The 21,382-nt window shown below is 55.1% G+C and carries 25 protein-coding genes; 13 read left to right on the forward strand and 12 right to left on the reverse strand.

Annotated elements, in window-relative coordinates:
* Nucleotides 1-33: 33 nt before the first annotated feature.
* A complete protein-coding gene (yhbY, locus tag ABEH87_RS18060; RefSeq protein WP_346578338.1) occupies nucleotides 34-327 on the forward strand; it encodes a ribosome assembly RNA-binding protein YhbY in 294 nt (97 codons plus the stop codon).
* 158 nt (nucleotides 328-485) lie between these two features.
* On the opposite strand, the gene greA is transcribed toward yhbY, so the two are convergent.
* Nucleotides 486-968 (reverse strand): transcription elongation factor GreA, encoded by a 483-nt coding sequence (gene greA, locus ABEH87_RS18065; protein ID WP_346578340.1) that lies wholly within the window; start codon nucleotides 966-968, stop codon nucleotides 486-488.
* A 248-nt stretch (nucleotides 969-1,216) separates the two neighbouring features.
* Here greA and dacB point away from each other — a divergent pair, with 248 nt between their 5' ends.
* From dacB to ABEH87_RS18105, 8 genes are all read left to right on the forward strand, one after another.
* Nucleotides 1,217-2,650 (forward strand): serine-type D-Ala-D-Ala carboxypeptidase, encoded by a 1,434-nt coding sequence (gene dacB / locus ABEH87_RS18070; protein ID WP_346578475.1) that lies wholly within the window; start codon nucleotides 1,217-1,219, stop codon nucleotides 2,648-2,650.
* Between the two features lie 4 nt (nucleotides 2,651-2,654).
* A complete protein-coding gene (pmrA, locus tag ABEH87_RS18075; protein WP_346578342.1) occupies nucleotides 2,655-3,317 on the forward strand; it encodes a two-component system response regulator PmrA in 663 nt (220 codons plus the stop codon).
* The gene (gene pmrB, locus ABEH87_RS18080; RefSeq protein ID WP_346578344.1) at nucleotides 3,314-4,369 is read left to right on the forward strand and encodes a two-component system sensor histidine kinase PmrB; all 1,056 of its coding nucleotides are present in this window, start codon (nucleotides 3,314-3,316) and stop codon (nucleotides 4,367-4,369) included. Before pmrA ends, pmrB begins: the two co-directional genes overlap by 4 nt.
* Nucleotides 4,370-4,629: 260 nt before the next feature.
* Nucleotides 4,630-5,805, forward strand: a complete 1,176-nt coding sequence (locus ABEH87_RS18085) for an isochorismate synthase (RefSeq protein ID WP_346578346.1) — start codon at nucleotides 4,630-4,632, stop codon at nucleotides 5,803-5,805.
* A gap of 11 nt (nucleotides 5,806-5,816) precedes the next feature.
* The gene (locus ABEH87_RS18090; RefSeq protein ID WP_346578348.1) at nucleotides 5,817-7,430 is read left to right on the forward strand and encodes a (2,3-dihydroxybenzoyl)adenylate synthase; all 1,614 of its coding nucleotides are present in this window, start codon (nucleotides 5,817-5,819) and stop codon (nucleotides 7,428-7,430) included.
* A gap of 16 nt (nucleotides 7,431-7,446) precedes the next feature.
* A complete protein-coding gene (locus ABEH87_RS18095) occupies nucleotides 7,447-8,301 on the forward strand; it encodes an isochorismatase family protein (protein ID WP_346578350.1) in 855 nt (284 codons plus the stop codon).
* On the forward strand, nucleotides 8,301-9,059 hold the full coding sequence (gene dhbA, locus ABEH87_RS18100) for a 2,3-dihydro-2,3-dihydroxybenzoate dehydrogenase (RefSeq protein WP_346578352.1): 759 nt from the start codon (nucleotides 8,301-8,303) through the stop codon (nucleotides 9,057-9,059). Before ABEH87_RS18095 ends, dhbA begins: the two co-directional genes overlap by 1 nt.
* A 1-nt stretch (nucleotide 9,060) precedes the next feature.
* Nucleotides 9,061-9,471, forward strand: coding sequence for a hotdog fold thioesterase (locus ABEH87_RS18105; RefSeq protein ID WP_346578354.1), 411 nt, complete (start codon nucleotides 9,061-9,063; stop codon nucleotides 9,469-9,471).
* A gap of 59 nt (nucleotides 9,472-9,530) precedes the next feature.
* Here ABEH87_RS18105 and cgtA read toward each other — a convergent pair whose 3' ends face one another.
* The 4 genes from cgtA to rplU all read right to left on the reverse strand — a co-directional run bounded on the left by cgtA (nucleotide 9,531) and on the right by rplU (nucleotide 12,393).
* Nucleotides 9,531-10,712, reverse strand: a complete 1,182-nt coding sequence (cgtA, locus tag ABEH87_RS18110; RefSeq protein ID WP_346578356.1) for an Obg family GTPase CgtA — start codon at nucleotides 10,710-10,712, stop codon at nucleotides 9,531-9,533.
* Nucleotides 10,709-11,695, reverse strand: coding sequence for a DMT family transporter (locus tag ABEH87_RS18115; protein WP_346578477.1), 987 nt, complete (start codon nucleotides 11,693-11,695; stop codon nucleotides 10,709-10,711). Before ABEH87_RS18115 ends, cgtA begins: the two co-directional genes overlap by 4 nt.
* Before the next feature lie 113 nt (nucleotides 11,696-11,808).
* The gene (gene rpmA, locus ABEH87_RS18120; protein ID WP_013204035.1) at nucleotides 11,809-12,066 is read right to left on the reverse strand and encodes a 50S ribosomal protein L27; all 258 of its coding nucleotides are present in this window, start codon (nucleotides 12,064-12,066) and stop codon (nucleotides 11,809-11,811) included.
* A gap of 15 nt (nucleotides 12,067-12,081) precedes the next feature.
* A complete protein-coding gene (rplU, locus tag ABEH87_RS18125; RefSeq protein WP_154753136.1) occupies nucleotides 12,082-12,393 on the reverse strand; it encodes a 50S ribosomal protein L21 in 312 nt (103 codons plus the stop codon).
* A 255-nt stretch (nucleotides 12,394-12,648) separates the two neighbouring features.
* Between rplU and ispB the strand changes: the two genes are divergently transcribed.
* On the forward strand, nucleotides 12,649-13,623 hold the full coding sequence (ispB, locus tag ABEH87_RS18130) for an octaprenyl diphosphate synthase (protein ID WP_346578358.1): 975 nt from the start codon (nucleotides 12,649-12,651) through the stop codon (nucleotides 13,621-13,623).
* A 316-nt stretch (nucleotides 13,624-13,939) separates the two neighbouring features.
* Nucleotides 13,940-14,200 carry a helix-turn-helix domain-containing protein gene (locus tag ABEH87_RS18135; RefSeq protein ID WP_346578479.1) on the forward strand — a complete coding sequence of 87 codons (261 nt, stop codon included), beginning with the start codon at nucleotides 13,940-13,942 and terminating at the stop codon, nucleotides 14,198-14,200.
* A gap of 47 nt (nucleotides 14,201-14,247) precedes the next feature.
* On the opposite strand, the gene murA is transcribed toward ABEH87_RS18135, so the two are convergent.
* The 7 genes from murA to mlaF all read right to left on the reverse strand — a co-directional run bounded on the left by murA (nucleotide 14,248) and on the right by mlaF (nucleotide 19,170).
* Nucleotides 14,248-15,510 carry a UDP-N-acetylglucosamine 1-carboxyvinyltransferase gene (murA, locus tag ABEH87_RS18140; RefSeq protein WP_346578360.1) on the reverse strand — a complete coding sequence of 421 codons (1,263 nt, stop codon included), beginning with the start codon at nucleotides 15,508-15,510 and terminating at the stop codon, nucleotides 14,248-14,250.
* A gap of 78 nt (nucleotides 15,511-15,588) precedes the next feature.
* Nucleotides 15,589-15,843, reverse strand: coding sequence for a BolA family iron metabolism protein IbaG (ibaG, locus tag ABEH87_RS18145; protein WP_346578362.1), 255 nt, complete (start codon nucleotides 15,841-15,843; stop codon nucleotides 15,589-15,591).
* A 227-nt stretch (nucleotides 15,844-16,070) separates the two neighbouring features.
* Nucleotides 16,071-16,367, reverse strand: coding sequence for a lipid asymmetry maintenance protein MlaB (mlaB, locus tag ABEH87_RS18150; RefSeq protein WP_346578364.1), 297 nt, complete (start codon nucleotides 16,365-16,367; stop codon nucleotides 16,071-16,073).
* On the reverse strand, nucleotides 16,367-17,002 hold the full coding sequence (gene mlaC / locus ABEH87_RS18155; RefSeq protein WP_346578366.1) for a phospholipid-binding protein MlaC: 636 nt from the start codon (nucleotides 17,000-17,002) through the stop codon (nucleotides 16,367-16,369). The genes mlaB and mlaC overlap by 1 nt, the downstream gene beginning before the upstream one ends.
* Nucleotides 17,002-17,562 carry an outer membrane lipid asymmetry maintenance protein MlaD gene (gene mlaD, locus ABEH87_RS18160; protein ID WP_346578367.1) on the reverse strand — a complete coding sequence of 187 codons (561 nt, stop codon included), beginning with the start codon at nucleotides 17,560-17,562 and terminating at the stop codon, nucleotides 17,002-17,004. Before mlaD ends, mlaC begins: the two co-directional genes overlap by 1 nt.
* A 4-nt stretch (nucleotides 17,563-17,566) precedes the next feature.
* A complete protein-coding gene (gene mlaE, locus ABEH87_RS18165; protein ID WP_346578369.1) occupies nucleotides 17,567-18,349 on the reverse strand; it encodes a lipid asymmetry maintenance ABC transporter permease subunit MlaE in 783 nt (260 codons plus the stop codon).
* Nucleotides 18,349-19,170, reverse strand: a complete 822-nt coding sequence (mlaF, locus tag ABEH87_RS18170; protein ID WP_346578370.1) for a phospholipid ABC transporter ATP-binding protein MlaF — start codon at nucleotides 19,168-19,170, stop codon at nucleotides 18,349-18,351. The genes mlaE and mlaF overlap by 1 nt, the downstream gene beginning before the upstream one ends.
* 226 nt (nucleotides 19,171-19,396) lie before the next feature.
* Between mlaF and ABEH87_RS18175 the strand changes: the two genes are divergently transcribed.
* Both ABEH87_RS18175 and kdsD read left to right on the forward strand, forming a co-directional pair.
* Nucleotides 19,397-20,377, forward strand: a complete 981-nt coding sequence (locus tag ABEH87_RS18175) for a calcium/sodium antiporter (protein WP_346578372.1) — start codon at nucleotides 19,397-19,399, stop codon at nucleotides 20,375-20,377.
* Nucleotides 20,378-20,392: 15 nt separating this feature from the next.
* The gene (gene kdsD, locus ABEH87_RS18180) at nucleotides 20,393-21,379 is read left to right on the forward strand and encodes an arabinose-5-phosphate isomerase KdsD (protein WP_346578481.1); all 987 of its coding nucleotides are present in this window, start codon (nucleotides 20,393-20,395) and stop codon (nucleotides 21,377-21,379) included.
* The last annotated feature ends 3 nt before the right edge of the window (nucleotides 21,380-21,382 follow it).

Below are 21,382 nucleotides of genomic sequence, written 5' to 3' on the forward strand. Positions count from 1 at the left end.
CCGTTTTCAATCCCAATGTAAGTAAAAAATACGATGAATCTGAGTACCAAACAAAAACAGCACCTGAAAGGTCTGGCCCATCCGCTGAAGCCAGTTGTTATGCTGGGCAACAATGGTTTGACCGAAGGGGTGCTGGCCGAGATCGAACAAGCACTGGAACACCATGAACTGATCAAGGTGAAAATCGCCACAGAAGATCGTGAGACGAAAGCCCTGGTCGTTGAAGCCATCGTGCGTGAAACGCGTGCAGTGAGTGTGCAGGTTATCGGCAAGACGCTGGTGCTGTACCGTCCAACGAAGGAACGCAAGATCTCCATTCCGCGTTGATGAGAGAGCGGTTTTCTTTTTTAACCGCTCTGCCCATACTAAGCTCAGGACTGGAGAAAGTGCCATGCTCCTGATTCTGATAAAAGGCCGCGATGCGGCCTTTTTCTTATCTTTACAAAACCTTCAGCAATACCGGGGCATTTTTGAGGGTACAGAAATCAAAGGTATTCCACCTTTAAGATCTCATATTCCACATCGCCGCCTGGGGTTTTAATAATGGCAACATCATCAGCCACTTTACCCACCAGGCCACGCGCCATCGGTGAATTCACGGAAATCAGGTTCTGTTTAAAATTCGCTTCGTCATCCCCAACAATACGGTAGGTAGACTCTTCATCAGTATCAACATTTAATACGCTAACGGTGGCACCAAAAATGACCCGGCCGTTCGCATTGCCCGCCATCTTGGTGACATCAATCACCTGAGCGTTAGACAATTTGGCTTCAATTTCCTGAATACGGCCTTCACAGAACCCCTGCTCTTCGCGCGCAGCATGGTATTCCGCATTTTCTTTTAAATCGCCGTGTTCACGCGCATCCGCAATTGAGGCGATAATTCTAGGGCGTTTAACGGTTTTCAGCTCTTCGAGCTCTTCGCGCAGTTTTTCCGCGCCCCTTAACGTCATCGGAATCTGGTTCATCTCAATACCTCTTAAAATCTGTCCTGTTCAATGTGTCGTCATCCTGACGGGTGGCATGCAGAAAAGGCGTCCTGCGGCGCTTACTACTGATTTGAAACGAAAGAAGCCAGACCCAGAGAGTCCCCAGGGCCCGGTTAATTTCGCAATTTGATACGTATTTTAACCCAGAGTTCCCTGGGGGTCATCGTTTACTTTGCACCGCAATGCACCGTAGTATGACAGCATCACCTGTCAGTTACCGCGAGATTATGCGATTTTCACGAATTGTTACCGGCATTACCTGCGCATTTATGCTGCAAGCGCAGGCTGCGCCCGTCGAAGACTACACTCAGTATTTACCCGATGGCGCGAATCTGGCGCTGGTTGTACAGAAAATTGGCGCCACAACGCCAGCGATCGACTATCACAGTCAACAGATGGCGCTACCAGCCAGCACCATGAAAGTGATCACCGCTCTCGCCGCACTGTTACAGCTTGGCCCGGATTATCGTTTCCACACGCAGTTGGAAAGTAAAGGTAACCTTAGCGGAAATACGCTAAATGGCGACCTGGTCGCACGCTTTGGCGGCGACCCCACGCTGACACGGCAGGATCTCCGTAACATGGTCAGCGCACTGAAAAAACAGGGCGTTGAGCACATTGACGGCAATCTGGTGATTGATACATCGGTGTTTGCCAGCCACGATAAAGCCCCTGGCTGGCCGTGGAATGACATGACGCAATGTTTCAGTGCCCCGCCGGGGGCCGCTATTGTTGACCGTAACTGTTTTTCGGTCTCGCTGTACAGCTCGCCGACCCCTGGTGAGAAAGCGTTTATTCGCGTGGCGTCCTGGTACCCGGTGAATATGTTCAGCGAAGTCCGTACCCTGGCTAAGGGTTCACCGGATGCGCAGTACTGCGAGCTGGACGTGGTGCCCGGTGAACTGAACCGGTTTACGCTGACCGGCTGCCTGACGCAACGTTCTGAACCGTTACCGCTGGCCTTTGCCATCCAGGACGGGGCAAGCTATGCCGGGGCGATCCTGAAAGCAGAACTGCAGAGTGCTGGCATTGATTACACCGGCCATCTGGTGCGCCAGACGCAGGTGACCCAGCCAGGAACTGTGCTGGCTCAGGCGCAGTCGGCCCCGCTGCATGACCTGTTAAAGATTATGCTGAAAAAGTCCGATAACATGATTGCCGATACGGTGTTCCGCACCATCGGACACGAACGCTTTGGCGTGCCCGGTACGTGGCGGGCGGGGTCGGATGCCGTGCGTCAGATCCTGCGTCAGAAAGCGAATATTGACATGGGTAACAGCATCCAGGTTGACGGTTCGGGCCTGTCGCGTCATGACCTGATTTCCCCGGCAACCATGATGCAGGTACTGCAATACATCGCGCAAAACGATGCGCAGCTGAATTATATTTCGATGCTGCCACTGGCCGGTTATGACGGCACGTTGCGCTATCGCGGCGGTCTGCATGAGGCGGGCGTTGACGGTAAAGTTTCGGCGAAAACCGGTTCTTTGCAGGGCGTATATAATCTGGCTGGCTTTATGACCACCGCCAGCGGCCAGCGCGTTGCCTTTGTCCAGTTCCTGTCCGGCTATGCCGTTCCGCCGGAAGATCAGCGCCAGCGCCGTATTCCGCTGGTACGTTTCGAAAGCCGTCTGTACAAAGACGTTTACCAGAATAACTGAGCCGATGAAAATACTGATCGTTGAAGACGATACGCTACTACAGCAAGGTCTGACCCTCGCTCTGACGGGTGAAGGTTACGCCGTTGACTGCGCGGCCAGTGCTGCCCAGGCAGTCGCGCATGTGCTCAGCGGTCAGTATAGCCTGATCGTCCTGGATCTGGGCCTGCCAGATCGTGACGGTGCGGATCTGCTGCGCCAGTGGCGCAAAGAGCAGATTGATCTCCCGGTCCTGATCCTCACGGCGCGCGATGCCCTGTCCGACCGCGTTGACGGACTGGATGCCGGGGCCGACGACTATCTGATCAAACCCTTTGCGCTGGCAGAACTGAAAGCGCGTGTCAGGGCGCTGATCCGGCGCTATCAGGGCAAGAGCGATAATCTGCTGCAAAATGGTGACATCACGCTAAATCTCTCTTCGCAGCAGGTCATGGTGGACGGCCGTCCGGTTGAGATCACGCCGAAAGAGTTCGCGCTGTTAACGCGCCTGCTGATGCGCATCGGGCAAACGGTCCACCGCGAAACGTTGCAGCAGGATCTCTACAGCTGGCAGGATGATAACGGCTCTAATACCCTTGAGGTTCATATTCACAACCTGCGCCGCAAGCTGGGCAAGGATCGCATTAAAACGGTGCGGGGCGTGGGCTATCGCCTGGAAGAACGCGAATGAACAGTATGCGTCGGCGTTTACTGATTATGCTGACGCTGATCCTTCTCAGCTGCCAGCTGATGAGTGCTTTCTGGCTCTGGCACGAAAGCCGTGAACAGATCGGCTTTCTGGTCAATGAAACGCTTTCCGCTCATTCCCGTACTGAACATGTAGAAAATGAAATCCGTGAGGCGATTGCCTCGCTGCTCCTGCCTTCGCTGGTGATGGTCTGCTTTACGTTAATGCTCTCATTCTGGGCTATCAGCTGGATTATTCGCCCGCTGCGTGCGCTGCAAAAAAGTCTGGTCACCCGTTCTGCTGACAATCTCTCCCCTCTGCCGCTGTATTCAGAGATGGACGAAATCGTCGCGGTTACCGGGGCCCTGAATCAACTGCTGGGGCGCCTGGATCATACCCTTCAGCAGGAGCGATTATTCACCGCAGATGCCGCTCACGAACTGCGTACACCGCTTGCCGGATTACGGCTGCATCTTGAACTGCTGGAGCAGGAAGGGGTGAAGCAGGGACCGATGCTGGTTGAACGTATCGATCGGCTGATGCACGTAATTGAACAGCTGTTGATGTTGTCCCGCGCTGGCCAGGCCCTGGCCAGCGGTCATTATCAGACCCTGAGCTGGCAGGAGGTTATCGACCCGCTGCGCCAGGAGATGGACGAACTGCTTGCGCTGCGCCAGCAGACGCTTATCGTCAGCCACAGCACGATGCCGGGCGTGCAGGGCGACGCGGTGCTACTGCGACTGATGCTGCGAAATCTGCTGGAAAATGCCTCACGCTACAGCCCCGAAAACAGCATGATCACCCTGCTGCTGGAAAGCGATGAGACCGGAAGTCGGGTGACCGTGCGTGATGAAGGTACGGGTATTGCCGCCGGCGCGGTGAGTGATGCCATAAAAGCCTTCCGCCGTATGGATCAGCGCTATGGCGGCAGCGGGCTGGGGCTGAATATCGTTCAGCGCATTGTGCAGATTCATCGCGGTGAACTCACCCTGACCAACCGCACTGACCGCAGCGGTCTCAATGCCAGCTGCTGGCTACCTGAGCGACTCGACTAAAATCCCCCCAGACAAAAATCCCCCATGATTTCATACCGATTCAATCAGCAATGCTTACCTTTTATGTGGGATAGTTTGTCCTTCTTCTGCCACAATTTGCAGCAAATACGGCGCACCAGCACCATCGTGTAATGTTCTCGTTACGATAACTAAATTAATTTACCTTTATTGACACTCTACAATAATCGACGTAGCTTACTGCTCCTGAAAACAAATGATAATAATTCTTACTACGTTTATCATTTAAATGAGGATGCGCGATGGAATCGTTAACGTCAGAAAGTACGCTACAGTTTGCCTCACAGGCGGCAGCCCGTGGCTTTTTCTTTATGTCGCCCTGGCGGAGCCTGGCAGCACAGGGCTGCTTTACTACCGTCACGACTCCTGCCTTTGGCGGAGAGTCTCTGCAAGGGGAGTTTCAGCAGGAGATCCGCCAGCGTTTCCTGGAAGCGAAACGCCAGGGGATCGTCAATCCGGTACTCGTCGGGGCCATCCCCTTCGATGCCAGCCAGCCCTCTTCCCTGTTTATTCCTGAATCCAGCCACTACTTTGATGGCAGGGCCTTCCGACAGCAAATGAGTGCGCCAGAGAGCAAACTGCCGGAGGTGGTCCGGCGCACGGCGCTACCGGAGCAGGATGATTTCATGCAGATGGTCAGCAAAGCGGTTGAGGCCACCAGCGCTCAACGGCTGGACAAAGTGGTACTGTCCCGCCTGATGGAGATCGTCACTGCAGAGCAGGTGGATATTGCCAATCTGATGACGCGCCTGATGACACAGAACCCCGGCAGCTATAACTTCCACGTGCTCCTGCCAGAGGGCGGATCTCTGCTCGGTGCCAGCCCGGAGCTGCTGCTGCGTAAACAGGGCCACCGATACTTTACCCATCCGCTGGCGGGTTCTGCCCGTCGTGAAAGCGATGCGGAGAAAGATCGTTTCGCCGGTCAGCAGTTGATGAACTCCAGCAAAGATCGTTACGAACATAAGCTGGTTACTGACGCCATGCGCGATGTGCTGCAACCACGCAGCGCCTCTCTCACCCTGCCTTCAACACCTGAACTGCTCACCACGTCAACGCTCTGGCATCTGGGCACCGCCATTGAAGGTGAAGTCAGCCACCAGGCCGATACGGCCCTGTCTCTGGCCTGCCTGCTGCATCCGACCCCGGCGCTGAGCGGTTTCCCGCACGCCTCCGCACAGAAACTGATCGCTGAACTTGAGCCATTCAATCGCGGCCTGTTTGGCGGCATCGTCGGCTGGTGTGATGAGCACGGTAACGGCGAGTGGGTGGTCACCATCCGCTGCGGCAAAGTCAACGGCAACCGCGTTCGCCTGTTTGCCGGTGCCGGCATTGTCCCGGCCTCCAGTCCGGAGTCCGAATGGCGGGAAACCGGCGTCAAGCTGAACACCATGCTCCGTGCTTTTGGCCTTAACTAAAGAGTGCTGCTATGACCATCCCTTATACACGCTGGCCGGACGATCTGGCCGCACAGTATCGTGCTAAAGGTTACTGGCAGGATCTGCCGCTAACCGATATTTTGCAGCGCCACGCTGACAGCAGCGCCATTGCGGTGATCGACGGCGCACGCCGCTACCGCTATTGCGATCTGGCGCAGCAGTCAGACCGCCTGGCCGCGTCGCTGCAACGCCAGGGCCTGAAGTCAGGCGATACTGCTCTGGTCCAGTTGGGCAACATCGCGGAATTCTATGTCACTTTTTTTGCCCTGTTGAAAATTGGCGTCGCCCCGGTCAACGCGCTGTTCAGCCACCAGCGCAACGAACTGAGCGCTTACGCTGTGCAAATTCAGCCCGCGTTGCTGATTGCCGACCGTCAGCACAGTCTGTTTGGCAACGACGATTACCTCAGTCAGCTGCGGCAGGCGATCCCGGCGCTGAAGGTAGTGGCACTGCACAATGAAAGCAGCCTCGCGCTTTCATTGTCAGGGCTGATTGACGCCGACGCCGGGGATTTCACGGCCAGCCCCTCTGCTGCGGATGAAGTCGCCTTCTTCCAGCTCTCCGGGGGCAGTACCGGCACGCCGAAGCTGATCCCGCGTACCCACAATGATTATTACTACAGCATTCGTGGCAGCGTGGACATTTGCCAGTTCAACCAGCACACGCGTTACCTCAATGCCCTGCCCGCTGCCCATAACTACGCCCTGAGCTCACCGGGCTCACTCGGCGTATTTTATGGCGGAGGATGCGTGGTGATGGCCAGCGATCCCAGTGCGAATCTCTGCTTCCCGTTGATCGAGCAGCATCAGGTCAACGTCGCGGCCCTGGTGCCACCGGCCGTCAGCCTGTGGTTACAGGCTATTCAGGAGTGGGGTAGCAACCGCGCACTGGCCTCACTGACGCTGCTGCAGGTCGGCGGCGCACGACTTAGTGAATCACTGGCGGCACGAATCCAGACCGACATTGGCTGCCAGCTGCAGCAGGTGTTTGGCATGGCTGAAGGCCTGGTCAACTACACCCGGCTTGATGATGACCCGCAGCACATTCTGACCACCCAGGGCCGCCCTATTTCCGACGATGACGAAGTCTGGGTGGCCGACGAAGCCGGTAATCCGCTGCCCGCCGGAGAAACCGGTCGCCTGATGACCCGTGGTCCCTATACCTTCCGCGGCTATTTCAACAGCCCGGAACACAATGCCGCCAGTTTTGACGATCGGGGTTTCTACTGCTCCGGCGATCTGATTTCCATTGCCCGGGATGGTTACATCACCGTGCAGGGGCGGGAGAAAGACCAGATCAATCGCGGGGGCGAAAAGATCGCAGCAGAAGAGATCGAGAACCTGCTGCTGCGCCACGCTGACGTGATCCACGCCGCTCTGGTGTCGATGGAAGACAGTCTGATGGGCGAAAAAAGCTGTGCGTTTATTGTGGCGCGCCGCCCGCTGAAGCCGGTGGCACTGCGCCGTCATCTGCGCGAGCTGGGCGTGGCTGAATTCAAACTGCCCGATCGCATTGAGTACGTCGATGCATTGCCGCTGACCCCGGTGGGGAAAGTAGACAAAAAGCGCCTGCGTCAGCAGTTGGCCACTCAGCAGAACGGATAAATTTCAGGAGATATTAATGGCTATTCCAAAGCTGGACTCTTACGCGCTGCCAACCGCAGCGGAACTACCGACCAACAAAGTCAGCTGGGCATTTGAACCGGACCGTGCCGCACTGTTGATCCATGATATGCAGGACTATTTCCTCAATTTCTGGGGCAAAGATAGCCCCCTGATTGAGCAGGTGGTGGCGAACATTGCCCGCCTGCGCGCATATTGCAAATCCCAGGGGATCCCGGTGTTCTATACCGCGCAGCCGAATGAGCAGAGCGCCGAAGATCGTGCCCTGCTGAACGATATGTGGGGACCGGGTCTGAACAAACACCCTGACCAGCAGAAAGTGGTCGCCGCCCTGGCTCCGGACGAAAACGACCAGGTGCTGGTGAAATGGCGCTACAGCGCGTTCCACCGTTCGCCGCTGGAGTCGATTCTCAATGAAACCGGACGCGACCAGCTGATCATCTGCGGCGTGTACGCCCACATTGGCTGCCTGACCACGGCAACTGACGCCTTTATGCGCAACATCAAGCCATTTATGGTTGCCGACGCGCTGGCTGACTTCAGCCGTGAAGAGCACATGATGTCACTGACCTACACCGCTGGCCGCAGCGGCCGCGTGGTGATGACGGAAATGCTGTTACCGCTGCCGCAGAGCAAAGCGCAGCTCCGCGCCGTGGTATTGCCGCTGCTGGATGATGACAGCGACGACCTTGATAACAGTGAAAACCTGGTCGACTACGGTCTGGACTCGGTGCGCATGATGGCGCTGGCCGCCCGCTGGCGCCAGGTACACAGCGATATCGATTTCATCGCGCTGGCCAAAAACCCCAGCATTGATGCCTGGTGGGATCTGCTGTCACGGGAGCCTGCCTGATGTCGTGTCGCTTTGACTTCAGTGGTAAGCAGGTCTGGATCACTGGCGCAGGCCAGGGAATTGGCTACCATACCGCACTGGCGTTTGTCGCTGCGGGCGCGAACGTCACCGGTTTCGATAAACAGTTTTCACCAGCGGATTACCCGTTCCAGTGTGTCACTGTCGATATTTCCGACGCCGCCCAGGTAAAACACGTCTGCCAGCAGAGACTGTCTGATACGCCGCGCCTGGACGTGCTGGTCAATGCTGCCGGGATTTTACGTACCGGGACGACCGACGAACTGGCCGTTGAAGACTGGCAGGCCTGCATGGCGGTTAACGCCGGAGGAGCTTTCAACCTGTTCCAGCAGACGCTGCCCCTGTTCCGTCGCCAGCGCACCGGCGCGATCGTCACTATCGCCTCTAATGCCGCCCACGCGCCGCGTATGGGTATGTCGGCTTACGGGGCATCCAAAGCCGCACTGCGCAGCCTGTGCCTCACCGTGGGGCTGGAAATGGCTCCCTTTGGCGTGCGTTGCAATATCGTTTCTCCTGGCTCCACCGACACGGCAATGCAGCGCAGCCTGTGGCACAGGCCGGAGGATGAGCAGCAGATGATTGCCGGTTACCCGGATCAGTACAAACTGGGCATTCCACTGCAAAAAATTGCGCAACCGCAGGAGATCGCCAATGCGGTGCTGTTCCTTGCCTCGGACAGTGCCAGCCATATTGTGTTGCAGGATATTGTGGTCGACGGCGGAGCAACCCTGGGAGCCTGATATGTGGAAACGACAAAGTAGTCTGGCTGAGCTGAATCAGATGGCTGAAGGCACGCTGATTGCCGGCCTGGGCATGGTCTTTACCCGACTGGAAGCGGATCTGCTGGAAGCCACCATGCCGATGGATGACCGTACCCGGCAGCCTTTTGGCCTGCTGCACGGCGGTGCATCGGTCGCACTGGCGGAGTCTCTGGGGTCAATGGCAGGCTGGCTCTGTTCTCAGCCGGGTCAGAATGTGGTGGGCACTGAAGTCAGCGCCAGCCATCTGCGTGCGGTGTACAACGGGACGGTGCGCGGGATTTGTCGCGCGCTGCACAGCGGCAGCATGAACCAGGTGTGGCAGATTGAGATCGTCAATGCGCAGGGCCAGCTGTGCTGTATTACCCGGCTCACGACCGCTATTATCGGTTAAGTTTGCGATGCAGAATAGAAAACGGGACGCCAGTGGCGTCCCGTTTTATCTGGTGGAGATTAACGCTGATAGACGGTTTCAACGCCTTCTTCGTCGTCTTCATCCCAGTCATCATCCCAGTCGTCATCTTCTTCTTCGACTTCAGGCTGGGTCTCTTCCAGCTGCTGGCGATGGTAATCATCCCACATGAATTCCACTTTCTCTGGCTGCTTCGCTTCCAGTTCGGCTTCTTTCGGGTTGGCAATGATGAAGGACATCAGGTCCCAGCACAGCGCATTGACGCCCGAACGGTTAGCGGCAGAGATCAGATAATACTTCTCTGTCCAGCCCAGCGCGTCAGCAATGGCTTTCGCCCGTGATTCCGCCTCTTCCTGGTCAAGCAGGTCAACTTTGTTGAACACCAGCCAGCGTGGCTTCTGGAACAGCTTATCACTGTATTTTTCCAGCTCGCCGAGGATGATACGGGCATTTTCAACCGGATCGCTTTCATCAATCGGTGCCAGATCAATGGTGTGCAGCAGCACACGGCAGCGCTCAAGGTGTTTCAGGAAGCGAATACCCAGACCTGCGCCATCGGAAGCGCCTTCGATCAGTCCCGGAATATCGGCCACCACGAAGCTCTGCTCGCTATCCATACGTACCACACCGAGGCTGGGAACCAGGGTAGTAAACGGATAATCAGCCACTTTAGGCTTGGCGGCGGAAACGGCGCGAATAAAGGTCGATTTACCCGCATTTGGCAGGCCGAGCATGCCGACGTCGGCCAGCAGCATCAGCTCCAGCTGCAGATCGCGCTTCTCGCCCGGCGTGCCCATGGTTTTCTGACGTGGGGTACGGTTTACGGATGACTTGAAACGGGTGTTACCCAGACCGTGCCAGCCGCCTTTAGCGACCATCATTTTCTGCTGATGATGCGTCATATCGCCGAGGGTTTCACCGGTGCCCTGGTCGATAATACGCGTCCCGACCGGAACCTTAACCACGATATCGACACCGCGTTTACCGGTACAGTCACGGCTCTGGCCGTTCTGCCCACGTTCTGCGCGGAAGGATTTTTCAAAGCGATAGTCGATCAGAGTATTGAGGTTTTCGTCAGCCTGCATATACACATCGCCGCCGTCGCCGCCGTCGCCGCCGTCCGGGCCACCGCGTGGAATATATTTCTCACGACGGAAGCTCACGCAGCCATTACCGCCGTCGCCAGCCACTACCAGGATCGTCGCTTCATCAACAAACTTCATTTTACTTCTCCGTCACTCATACGCCCGTGGCCCGATGCAGATGGCACCGGAACGGGATTGCTCCGCCGTGGCCATAAGCGATGACCAATTGCGGAAAACATGGCGCCTGACACCACGACGATTGCTCCGACAAACCCTAAGGTATTGAGCTGCGGAATGGCAAAAAAGTCGGGCCAGCCAAGCGATAAAAATTCTGAAAACAGCAGGGTAAAGAGTGGCGTCAGCGTCACAATTGCACTGACCTGCGCCGCCTGCCAGCGTGCGTAGGCTTCCGCCAGTGCGCCATAACCCACCAGGGTATTGAGCACACAAAAAATCAGACAGCCCAGTTGCCAGCTATCTAATTGCCATATCAGTTCAAGATGAGCCAAAGGCAATAACGTCACTGCACATAAAGTGTACAGCAAAAACAGGATCTGCTGCGAGCCCAGTCGACGCAGTAAAATTTTTTGCGTCACACCGTATACTACCCACACCAGCGCCGCACTGACGCCCAGAATCACACCCCAGGTATAATCGGTCAGACGGGTAAAAATTTCTATCAGGCTGGTATTGAAGAACATCACCAGGCCGCACAGTAACGTCAGCACACCGATAATCTGGCTGCCGCGCATCTTCTCTTTAAGGATAAAGACACTGGCCAGCATCATGCCAGCGGGGGCCAGCTGAGCAATCACCTGGGATGCCGTGGGGCTGAGATACTGCAACGAAGAACCAAACAGTACAAAGTTCCCGACCAGCCCGGCGGTGGCGACCACAACCCACACCAGCCAGCGCGGATGACGAAAGAAATCACGCGGCGGTAGCTGACGTTTCAGCGCAAGGATCGCGCCCAGACCAAAGGCAGCAAGGGAAAAGCGATAGAACACCACGGTGAACGGATCCATCACCTGTAGCACCACTTTCATGGCAATAGGCAACGACCCCCAGCTCATGGCAGTCACCAGCGCAAGCGCAATACCCATTCCTGCCTGCTGTTTGATCGCTAACATCGGCGTACCCTGACAGAATGTAAAAAGCCCCGCAGTCTAGTGCGGGGCTTTTATTTTCGCAGCTGTGAACGGCCTGAAAGCCGTTCCGCGGCACGAAAACCTAATTACTCAGCAACGATGCTGATGTATTTACGGTTGTTCGGGCCTTTAACTTCGAACTGGACCTTGCCGTTTGCAGTAGCAAACAGAGTGTGGTCACGACCGCAGCCTACGTTGGTGCCCGCGTGGAATTTAGTGCCACGCTGACGAACGATGATGCTACCAGCCAGTACAGATTCGCCGCCGAAACGTTTTACGCCCAGACGTTTTGCATTGGAGTCACGACCGTTACGAGTCGAGCCACCAGCTTTCTTATGTGCCATTTGTCAGATCTCCTGTTATGCGCTGATGCCAGTGATCTTCACATCAGTGAACCACTGACGGTGACCCTGCTGCTTACGGTAATGCTTACGACGACGGAACTTAACAATCTTGATTTTGTCGCCACGACCGTGAGCAACGATTTCCGCTTTGATCACGCCACCTGAAACTAAAGGCGCGCCGATTTTAACGTCTTCGCCATTGGCAATCATCAGAACCTGGTCGAATTCAATAACTTCGCCGGTTGCGATGTCCAGCTTTTCCAGGCGAACGGTCTGACCTTCGCTTACTCGGTGTTGTTTACCACCACTTTGGAAAACCGCGTACATATAAACTCCGCTCTCGCGCTTGCCTTCTTTGATTTCAGGCTGCGCTATAAATATTCACAATAGGGCGCGAATTCTACGCAACTTCCCGGGTAAAGACAAGTGCCTGTTACGCTGTATTGCAGAAAAAAAACGCAACACGAATGGGGACGTTTCACCGCCGCGTTTTTCAAGTACAATCTGTCATACATTTCATGCCACAGGCACGGGTTAAGGCGCTTATCATAGCAGCGAACTGAGCGATAGCTGAAAAGACTGATGAACTTAGAACAGATAAACGAACTCACCGCGCAAGATATGGCGGACGTCAATGCGACAATACTCGACCAGCTGAACTCGGATGTATCCCTTATCAACCAGCTGGGCTACTACATTATCAGCGGCGGAGGGAAACGTATCCGCCCAATGATCGCGGTGCTTGCTGCACGCGCCGTCAATGATTACGCCGGTAAGCAGCATATTACCGTCGCAGCACTGATCGAATTTATCCACACTGCGACACTGCTACACGACGATGTCGTGGATGAGTCAGACATGCGCCGCGGCAAGGCGACCGCCAACGCGGCGTTTGGCAATGCGGCCAGCGTGCTGGTCGGTGACTTCATCTACACCCGTGCTTTCCAGATGATGACCAGTCTGGGTTCGCTGAGGGTACTGGCGCTGATGTCGGAAGCGGTCAACGTGATTGCTGAAGGGGAAGTTTTACAGTTGATGAACTGTAACGACCCTGATATCACCGAAGAGAGCTACATGCGGGTGATTTACAGCAAAACCGCGCGGTTGTTCGAGGCGGCGGCACAATCCTCGGCGATCCTTGCGGGGGCAACGACCGCGCAGGAGCAGGCGCTGCAGGATTATGGTCGCTACATTGGCACCGCATTCCAGCTGATCGACGATCTGCTGGATTACAGCGCCGATGGTAAAACGCTGGGTAAAAACGTTGGTGACGATCTGAGTGAAGGCAAACCGACGCTGCCGCTGCTGCACGCCATGCGTAACGGTACCCCTGAACAGTCGGCCATGATCCGTTCAGCCATTGAAGAGGGTAACGGTCGTCATTTACTGGAACCTGTTCTGGAAACCATGCGCGCCTGTGGTTCGCTGGAATGGACCCGTGATGCCGCGGAGAAAGAAGCCGATAAAGCGATCGCCGCACTGAAAGTCTTGCCCGAATCACCGTGGCGTAGCGCGCTGGAAGCGCTGGCTCATATGTCCGTGCAACGCGAATTTTAATCTCAGAAATCATCAGGAAAGCACGGTGACCCGTGCTTTCTTCTTTCTCACACCCGTGTTCTTCCCCGCAAACCTTCCCTCCCGCTCTCTTCCTCCTGAGGCAGTCTCAGAACGGTACCTGCTATTTTGCGTAGCATTGCGCAAAACAGGCATTACCTTCGAAATTAACTGGAATTTTATAGAAACTATTTGCTATAAATATCCTGTTATAGCGAATTATAACAAGTTGCTTTATCAGGATAATAACGACAACAGGCTGGCACTGAAGAACTTATCCCGCCCCTGTTTTCCAGAAGTGTCCATGGAGGACAAACAGATGAAACACACCCCGCAAGACTGGCATCCCGCTGATATCATCGCCGCATTACGTAAACAAGGCACCACCCTGGCGGCCGAGTCCCGCAAGGCAGGTTTAAGCTCATCAACGCTCGCCAATACGCTCTGTCGCCCGTGGCCTAAAGGGGAATGGCTGATCGCCGATGCCCTGAATGTTCATCCGGCGGAAATCTGGCCCAGTCGCTATTACGACCCCAGAACACATCAACTCATCGATCGTAAAAAGCTGATTAGGGGATAAAAAAAGGGCCGGTATTGACTACCGACCCTGAGTTGCTCGCAGGAGAATTACTCTTCGCCGCTCACACGCTGGATGTTTGCCCCAAGGGCAATCAGCTTGTCTTCAATATGCTCATAGCCGCGATCGATGTGGTAGATACGGTCAACCACTGTCGTACCTTCCGCAATGCATCCTGCCAGCACCAGGCTGGCTGACGCACGCAGATCGGTCGCCATCACCTGTGCTCCGGAGAGTTTCTCCACGCCATGACAAATCAGCGTGTTGCTCTCAATTTCACCGTGTGCACCCATACGAACCAGCTCAGGCACATGCATGAAGCGGTTTTCGAAAATGGTTTCGGTGATCACGCCCGTACCTTCCGCGACCAGGTTCAGCAGGCTGAACTGTGCCTGCATATCGGTCGGGAAGCCAGGGTGAGGCGCGGTACGCAGGTTGACGGCTTTTGGCCGCTTGCCGTGCATATCCAGGCTAATCCAGTCGCTACCGATTTCAATATCGGCCCCGGCTTCGCGCAGTTTGGCCAGTACCGCATCCAGCGTGTCTGGCTGAGCCGCACGGCAGACAACCTTGCCGCCTGAAATCGCCGCCGCCACCAGGAATGTACCGGTTTCGATACGGTCTGGCAGTACGCGATAAACACCACCGCCCAGACGTTCAACGCCCTCGATGATAATACGATCGCTACCTGCTCCGGTGATTTTTGCCCCAAGGGTATTGAGGAAGTTCGCGGTATCCACAATTTCTGGCTCACGCGCGGCATTCTCAATAATCGTCGTTCCGGTAGCCAGCGTCGCTGCACTCATGATGGTCACGGTCGCGCCAACGCTGACTTTATCCATCACGATATGCGCACCTTTCAGGCGACCATCAACAGAAGCCTTAACGTAGCCCTCTTCCAGCTTAATCGTTGCGCCAAGCTGTTCCAGGCCGGTGATATGCAGGTCAACCGGGCGGGCGCCGATAGCACAGCCGCCAGGGAGAGATACCTGACCCTGACCGAAGCGCGCCACCAGCGGGCCAAGCGCCCAGATGGAAGCACGCATGGTTTTCACCAGGTCATACGGCGCACAGTAGATATTGACGTCACTGGCATCGAGATGCACAGAACCGTTGCGTTCAGCCTTAACACCTAACTGACTGAGCAGTTTCATGGTGGTATCGATGTCCTTCAGTTTCGGGACATTCTGAATCTCTACCGGCTCTTCAGCCAGCAAAGCAGCGAACAGGATCGGCAATGCGGCATTTTTAGCGCCGGAAATTGTGACTTCACCACTCAGTCGGGTCGGACCCTGTACACGAAATTTATCCATTGCAACTGCTCTCTGTTGTCAGTCAAAAAATCTGCTGCTCAGCTGTCACCACGCGACGCGTGGCAGACGCTGTGCAGCTTAGAAACCGTTTAGTTTACGGTCGCGTGCCCACTCTTCAGGAGTGTAGGTCTTAATGGAGACCGCATGAATGCGGTTATCGGCGATGTAAGCCATCAGGGGTGCATAGACCGTCTGTTGCTTTTTAACGCGGCTCAGTTCACCGAACAGCTCACCCACGGCGATAACCTGGAAATGGCTGCCATCACCAGTAACGTGGACTTCCTGCAGGGGTAAGGCGTCCATCAACACGGACTGAATTTCACTATTTTCCATGATGCTTTTAAATTCACTTGATAATAAACAGGCACACATCTTAGTGGAATCTGCCCCACTCTTAAACAAGCAAAAAATGCCTGCGGCGTCAGAAAAAGAGTAAATGAGAATGGATAACACTAAGGACGTTAAATGAGAAAGGAACCGGCGAACCGATTCCTGAGGGAAAAATGAGCAAACTCATGATGTTCCATCGCGACGGCACCTGCGATGCCCGCCGCAGTGAATCAGTCGCTCCCTGCTATAATTTTCTGCAGATTGTACAGCGTAATCAGCGAACTGAGTTTGTCGGTAATGCCGGTAAACCGGGGGACACGCCCCCGCGCTATCGCAATCTGACGCAGATGGACCAGCAATGCCAGCCCGCCCGAATCCACGCGATCCAGCCCGGACACATCGATGGTTTCAACCCGCTGCATCACCGCATCACGCTGCTGCCAGAGCGGCAGCAGGGTTTCGCGCTGCAGCTCACCGAAGAGACGCAAATTATCCGTCTCAACCTCCCAACGCAGCTGACCACTCATTACGACTTCTTATCCAGTGTAATCGGCTGGTTAGCGTAGGACTTCAGCTGCTCGGTCAGGCCATCAATCCCTTTCTTACGCAGGATATCGCTCCACTCATTCTGTTTAGTGGTGATCATACTGACGCCTTCCGCGATCATGTCATACGCCTGCCAGTGGTTACTGACGCTGTTTTTACGCCACTGGAAATCCAGGCGAACCGGCGGGCGGCCATTCGGGTCAACGATGGTGACGCGAATAGCAATAATGTTGGCATCTCCCAGCGGCTGCGCCGGTGCAATCTGGTAGGTCTGGCCGTTGTACATGGCCAGCGCCTGGCCATAGGCCTGCGTCAGATAATCACCGAAGGCTTTGAAATAGGCCTCACGCTGCGCCGGCGTCGCTTCTTTGTAGTAGCGGCCGAGCACCAGTGCGCCAGCGTATTTGATCTGCACATACGGCAGCAGTTCTTCACGCACGATCTGGCGCAGATAATTAGGATCCTGCTTAATTTTTGGCTGTTCAGTTTTCAGGCGAGTAAAGGTTTTCTCCGCGGCTTCACCCATTAACTTATAAGGATCGGTCTGATCCGCTGCGGCATTAGCTGCCACTGGTGCGATCATCAACATGGCTACCATCAGTAAACGTTTAAACATTACTTACCCTCTTCTGAATGAGTCACGGCGGGTGCAGGCTCTGAAGCCGGCTGGTCATCCGACGCAGATGTATTTTTATCTTTGTCGTCGCCACTGCCACTTTTATACAAGAACTGTCCAATCAGGTCTTCCAGCACCATCGCAGACTTGGTGTCCTGGATAGTGCCGCCATCTTTGAGTGTAGCGGTCCCCATTTCCGGGTCATCAAAGCCGATGTTCAGCGCCAGGAACTGTTCGCCCAACAGGCCGGAAGTCCTTACCGCCAGTGAACTGGTGTCAGGAATATTGTTGTATTTATCTTCAATATCCATCGTGACCTTAGGTGAGTAGGTTTTCGGGTCCAGACTGATATCCGTCACGCGACCGATCGCTACCCCACCGACTTTCACCGGGGAGCCTGATTTCAGGCCACCGATATTGTCGAAAGTAGCATACAGTTTCCAGGTCGGCTCATTGCCGAGTGACTTCAGGTCGGCCACGCGCAGACAGAGAAAAATAATCGCGCACAGCGCCAGCAGTAAGAAGGCACCTACCCAAATTTCGCTTTTTTTCGTTTGCATCGAATCAGTTCCCAAACATCAGTGCCGTAAGCACAAAATCCAGACCGAGCACTGCCAGTGAAGCATGTACTACGGTACGCGTCGTTGCCCGACTAATCCCTTCAGAGGTCGGAATGGCGTCATAGCCGTTAAACAGCGCAATCCAGGTGACGGTCACCGCAAAAACGGCGCTCTTGATCACGCAGTTGACAATATCGGTGCGCAGATCGACCGCGTTCTGCATCGCTGACCAGAAGAATCCGGCATCGATGCCCTTCCAGCTCACACCAACCAGACTGCCGCCCAGCACACCTACCGCCACAAAAATCAGCGTAAGCAGAGGCATACTGATCACCCCTGCCCAGAAGCGCGGAGAGATGATGCGCCGCAGAGGGTCAACCGCCATCATTTCCATGCTGGAAAGCTGTTCAGTGGCTTTCATCAAGCCAATTTCTGCGGTCAGCGCCGAACCGGCCCGTCCGGCAAACAGCAGCGCGGTGACTACCGGCCCGAGTTCACGCAGCAGCGATATCGCCACCATCATCCCCAGGCTGGTTTCGGCGCTGTAGGTTTTCAGCACCAGAAAACCCTGCAGACCAAGCACCATGCCGATAAACAACCCGGACACCAGCACAATTAATAACGACAATACACCGACACTGTATAACTGTTTTATCAGTAGCGGCGCATGCTTGCGGAAGCGGGGAATGCCAAATAGTGCATGGAATAACATTAACCCTGCACGGCCAAAGGAGGCGCAGGTGTTAATCCCTTTTCGCCCTAGTGATGCCAGTGCGCTTAGAAACATCAGTCTTTCACCCTCCCTGAGCCGACTAAATCTTGCAAATAATCCCCAGCAGGGAAGCGGAATGGCACCGGCCCGTCAGCAATGCCATCGATAAACTGACGTACGCGGGCATCGTTATTTTCATGAAGTTCTGAGGCCGTACCCTGCGCGATAACTTTCTGATCGGCAATGATATACGCATAGTCGGCAATGCTCAGCACTTCCGGCACATCGTGAGATACCACGATACAGGTGACGCCTAAAGCATGATTGAGTTCATCGATTAATTTTACCAGCACCCCCATCGTGATGGGATCCTGCCCAACAAAAGGCTCGTCAAACATAATCAAATCAGGTTCCAGCGCGATAGCACGCGCCAGTGCAGCACGCCGCGCCATTCCTCCTGAGAGTTCAGAAGGCATCAGGTTCGCAGCACCACGCAGGCCTACCGCTTCCAGTTTCATCATGACCGTACTGTTCAGCAACGGCAGCGGTAATCTGGAGTGTTCCCTCAGCGGCCATGCCACGTTGTCAAATACCGTCAAATCGGTAAACAACGCCCCTGACTGAAAAAGCATACTCATTTTTTTTCGCGCTTCATAAAGGCCTGAGCGCGAAAGCGTGGGGATATTCTCACCGTTAAACCAGATTTGACCGCTGTCGGGAGGAATCTGGCCCCCGATCAAACGCAGCAGCGTGGTTTTACCAATGCCGGATGGCCCCATGATTGCGGTAACTTTTCCTTTGGGCACCGTAAGCGAGATGTTATCGAAAATCAGCCGGTTGCCACGGGAAAAACTCACTCCCTGGACATCCACCAGATTCATCTCCGTCTGGCTCATAGTTACCTCGATCTCTATTTTAAGGCGATTAATTTACTCCCGATGGTAGCGCAATACCCTTCGGGCTGGACACTTTTACAGAAACTTACCTCTGTTACGTAGCTAAAGTTGGCATAAGTTTTACTTTTTGCCCTGAGACCGTCAAAATCACAGCCATCAAAATACCTGACCCGACTCGTTGCCACTACCCGTCACTGACGATAATACCTCACTAAAAGGACACTGCATGCTCGTTGCTACAGCACTACTGATTATCGGTTTAGTCTTACTGGTTTATGGAGCCGATCGTCTGGTGTTTAGCGCCGCCATTTTGTGTCGTGCTATAGGGATCCCGCCACTGATCATCGGGATGACGGTCGTCGGTATCGGCACCTCACTACCCGAACTGATTGTCTCCTTTTCTGCCGCCTCACACGGACAGATGGACATTGCAGTGGGTACAGCAATGGGGTCGAATATTACCAATATTTTACTGATATTGGGAGGCGCGGCGTTACTCCATCCGCTTACCGTGCATTCTAACCTGATCCGTCGTGAACTGCCGCTGATGCTGCTGGTCACGCTGCTGTGTGGGGTAACGCTGTTCGATAACGAACTGAGCCGAAATGACGGACTGGCGCTGATCGCCATTGCCGCACTTTATCTGTGGTTCATTATAAAGATAGCTCGCCGCGCTGAACGCGATAACAATGACTCCCTGACCCGTGAACAACTGGCGGAACTGCCTCGCGATGATGTGGGTAATACCGTCGCGTTTCTGTGGCTGGCGGTGGCGCTGATTGTCCTCCCGATGTCCACGCGAATGGTGATCGATAACGCGACGGTCATCGCTGACTATTTCGGTGTCAGTGAACTGGTTATTGGCCTGACCATCATTTCAGTGGGCACCAGCCTGCCTGAGCTGGCGACCGTGATTGCCGGGGCGCTAAAAGGTGAAGATGATATCGCTATCGGCAACCTGATTGGCTCAAACATTTATAATACCGCTATTGTGCTGGGGCTTCCGGCACTGATTCATCCCGGCACACTCGACACCGCTATCTTTGCCCGTGATTACTGGGTCATGCTCGGTGTCAGTGCCGTGTTTACACTGATCTGTTTGCAGCGCAGTCGCCGTATTGGACGGCTGGCTGGCACGCTGCTGTTGTGCGGATTTATCGTCTGGGTCGGAATGCTGTACGGCTTCCCCTCAGTGACCTTCTGGTAAAAGGACTGGATAATGATGGCGTCTAACACTGCCTGTCCCGGCTTTGACTTTCAACAGGCCGGGAAAGAAGTATTACGAATTGAACGCGAAGGGCTGGAGCAGCTCGACCAGTATATCAATGAGGACTTCGCTCGCGCCTGCGAACTGATTTACCACTGCATGGGTAAAGTCGTGGTGATGGGAATGGGCAAATCCGGGCACATCGGTAAGAAGATAGCCGCCACCTTTGCCAGCACCGGCAGTCCGGCATTTTTTGTTCATCCTGCCGAAGCCAGCCACGGCGATCTCGGGATGGTCAGCCCCAGTGATGTAGTGATTGCGATATCCAACTCCGGTGAATCGTCCGAAGTTCTGGCGCTGATCCCGGTGCTGAAACGCCTGCGGGTGACGTTGATCTGCATGACCGGCCGCCCGGAAAGTGCAATGGGGCGCGCGGCGGATGTTCATCTGTGTGTTAAAGTGCCGCAGGAAGCCTGCCCACTGGGGCTGGCTCCGACCACCAGCACCACGGCAACCCTGGTGATGGGAGATGCGCTGGCCGTGGCACTGTTAAAGGCGCGCGGTTTCACACCGGAAGACTTTGCTCTCTCGCACCCTGGCGGCGCGCTGGGGCGTAAGCTGCTGCTGCGCGTTGATGATATCATGCACTCGGGTAGCGAGATGCCGCACGTGAGTCGCGATGCCTCCCTGCGCGATGCGTTGCTGGAAATAACGCGTAAAAACATGGGGATGACGGTGATTTGCAACGATTTGATGAAAATCGAAGGCATTTTCACCGATGGTGATTTACGCCGCGTCTTCGATATGGGTATTGATATCCAGCATGCCGGCATCGACAGCGTGATGACGCCGGGCGGGATCCGCGTGCGGCCCAACACCCTGGCGGTAGATGCGCTGAATCTGATGCAGAGTAAAAATATTACCTGTGTCATGGTAGCCGATGGCGACACACTGCTGGGCGTGGTGCACATGCATGACATGCTGCGGGCTGGCGTGGTTTAACCT

The organism is Erwinia sp. Eh17-17 (assembly GCF_039675725.1).
Taxonomy (GTDB): Bacteria; Pseudomonadota; Gammaproteobacteria; order Enterobacterales; family Enterobacteriaceae; genus Erwinia.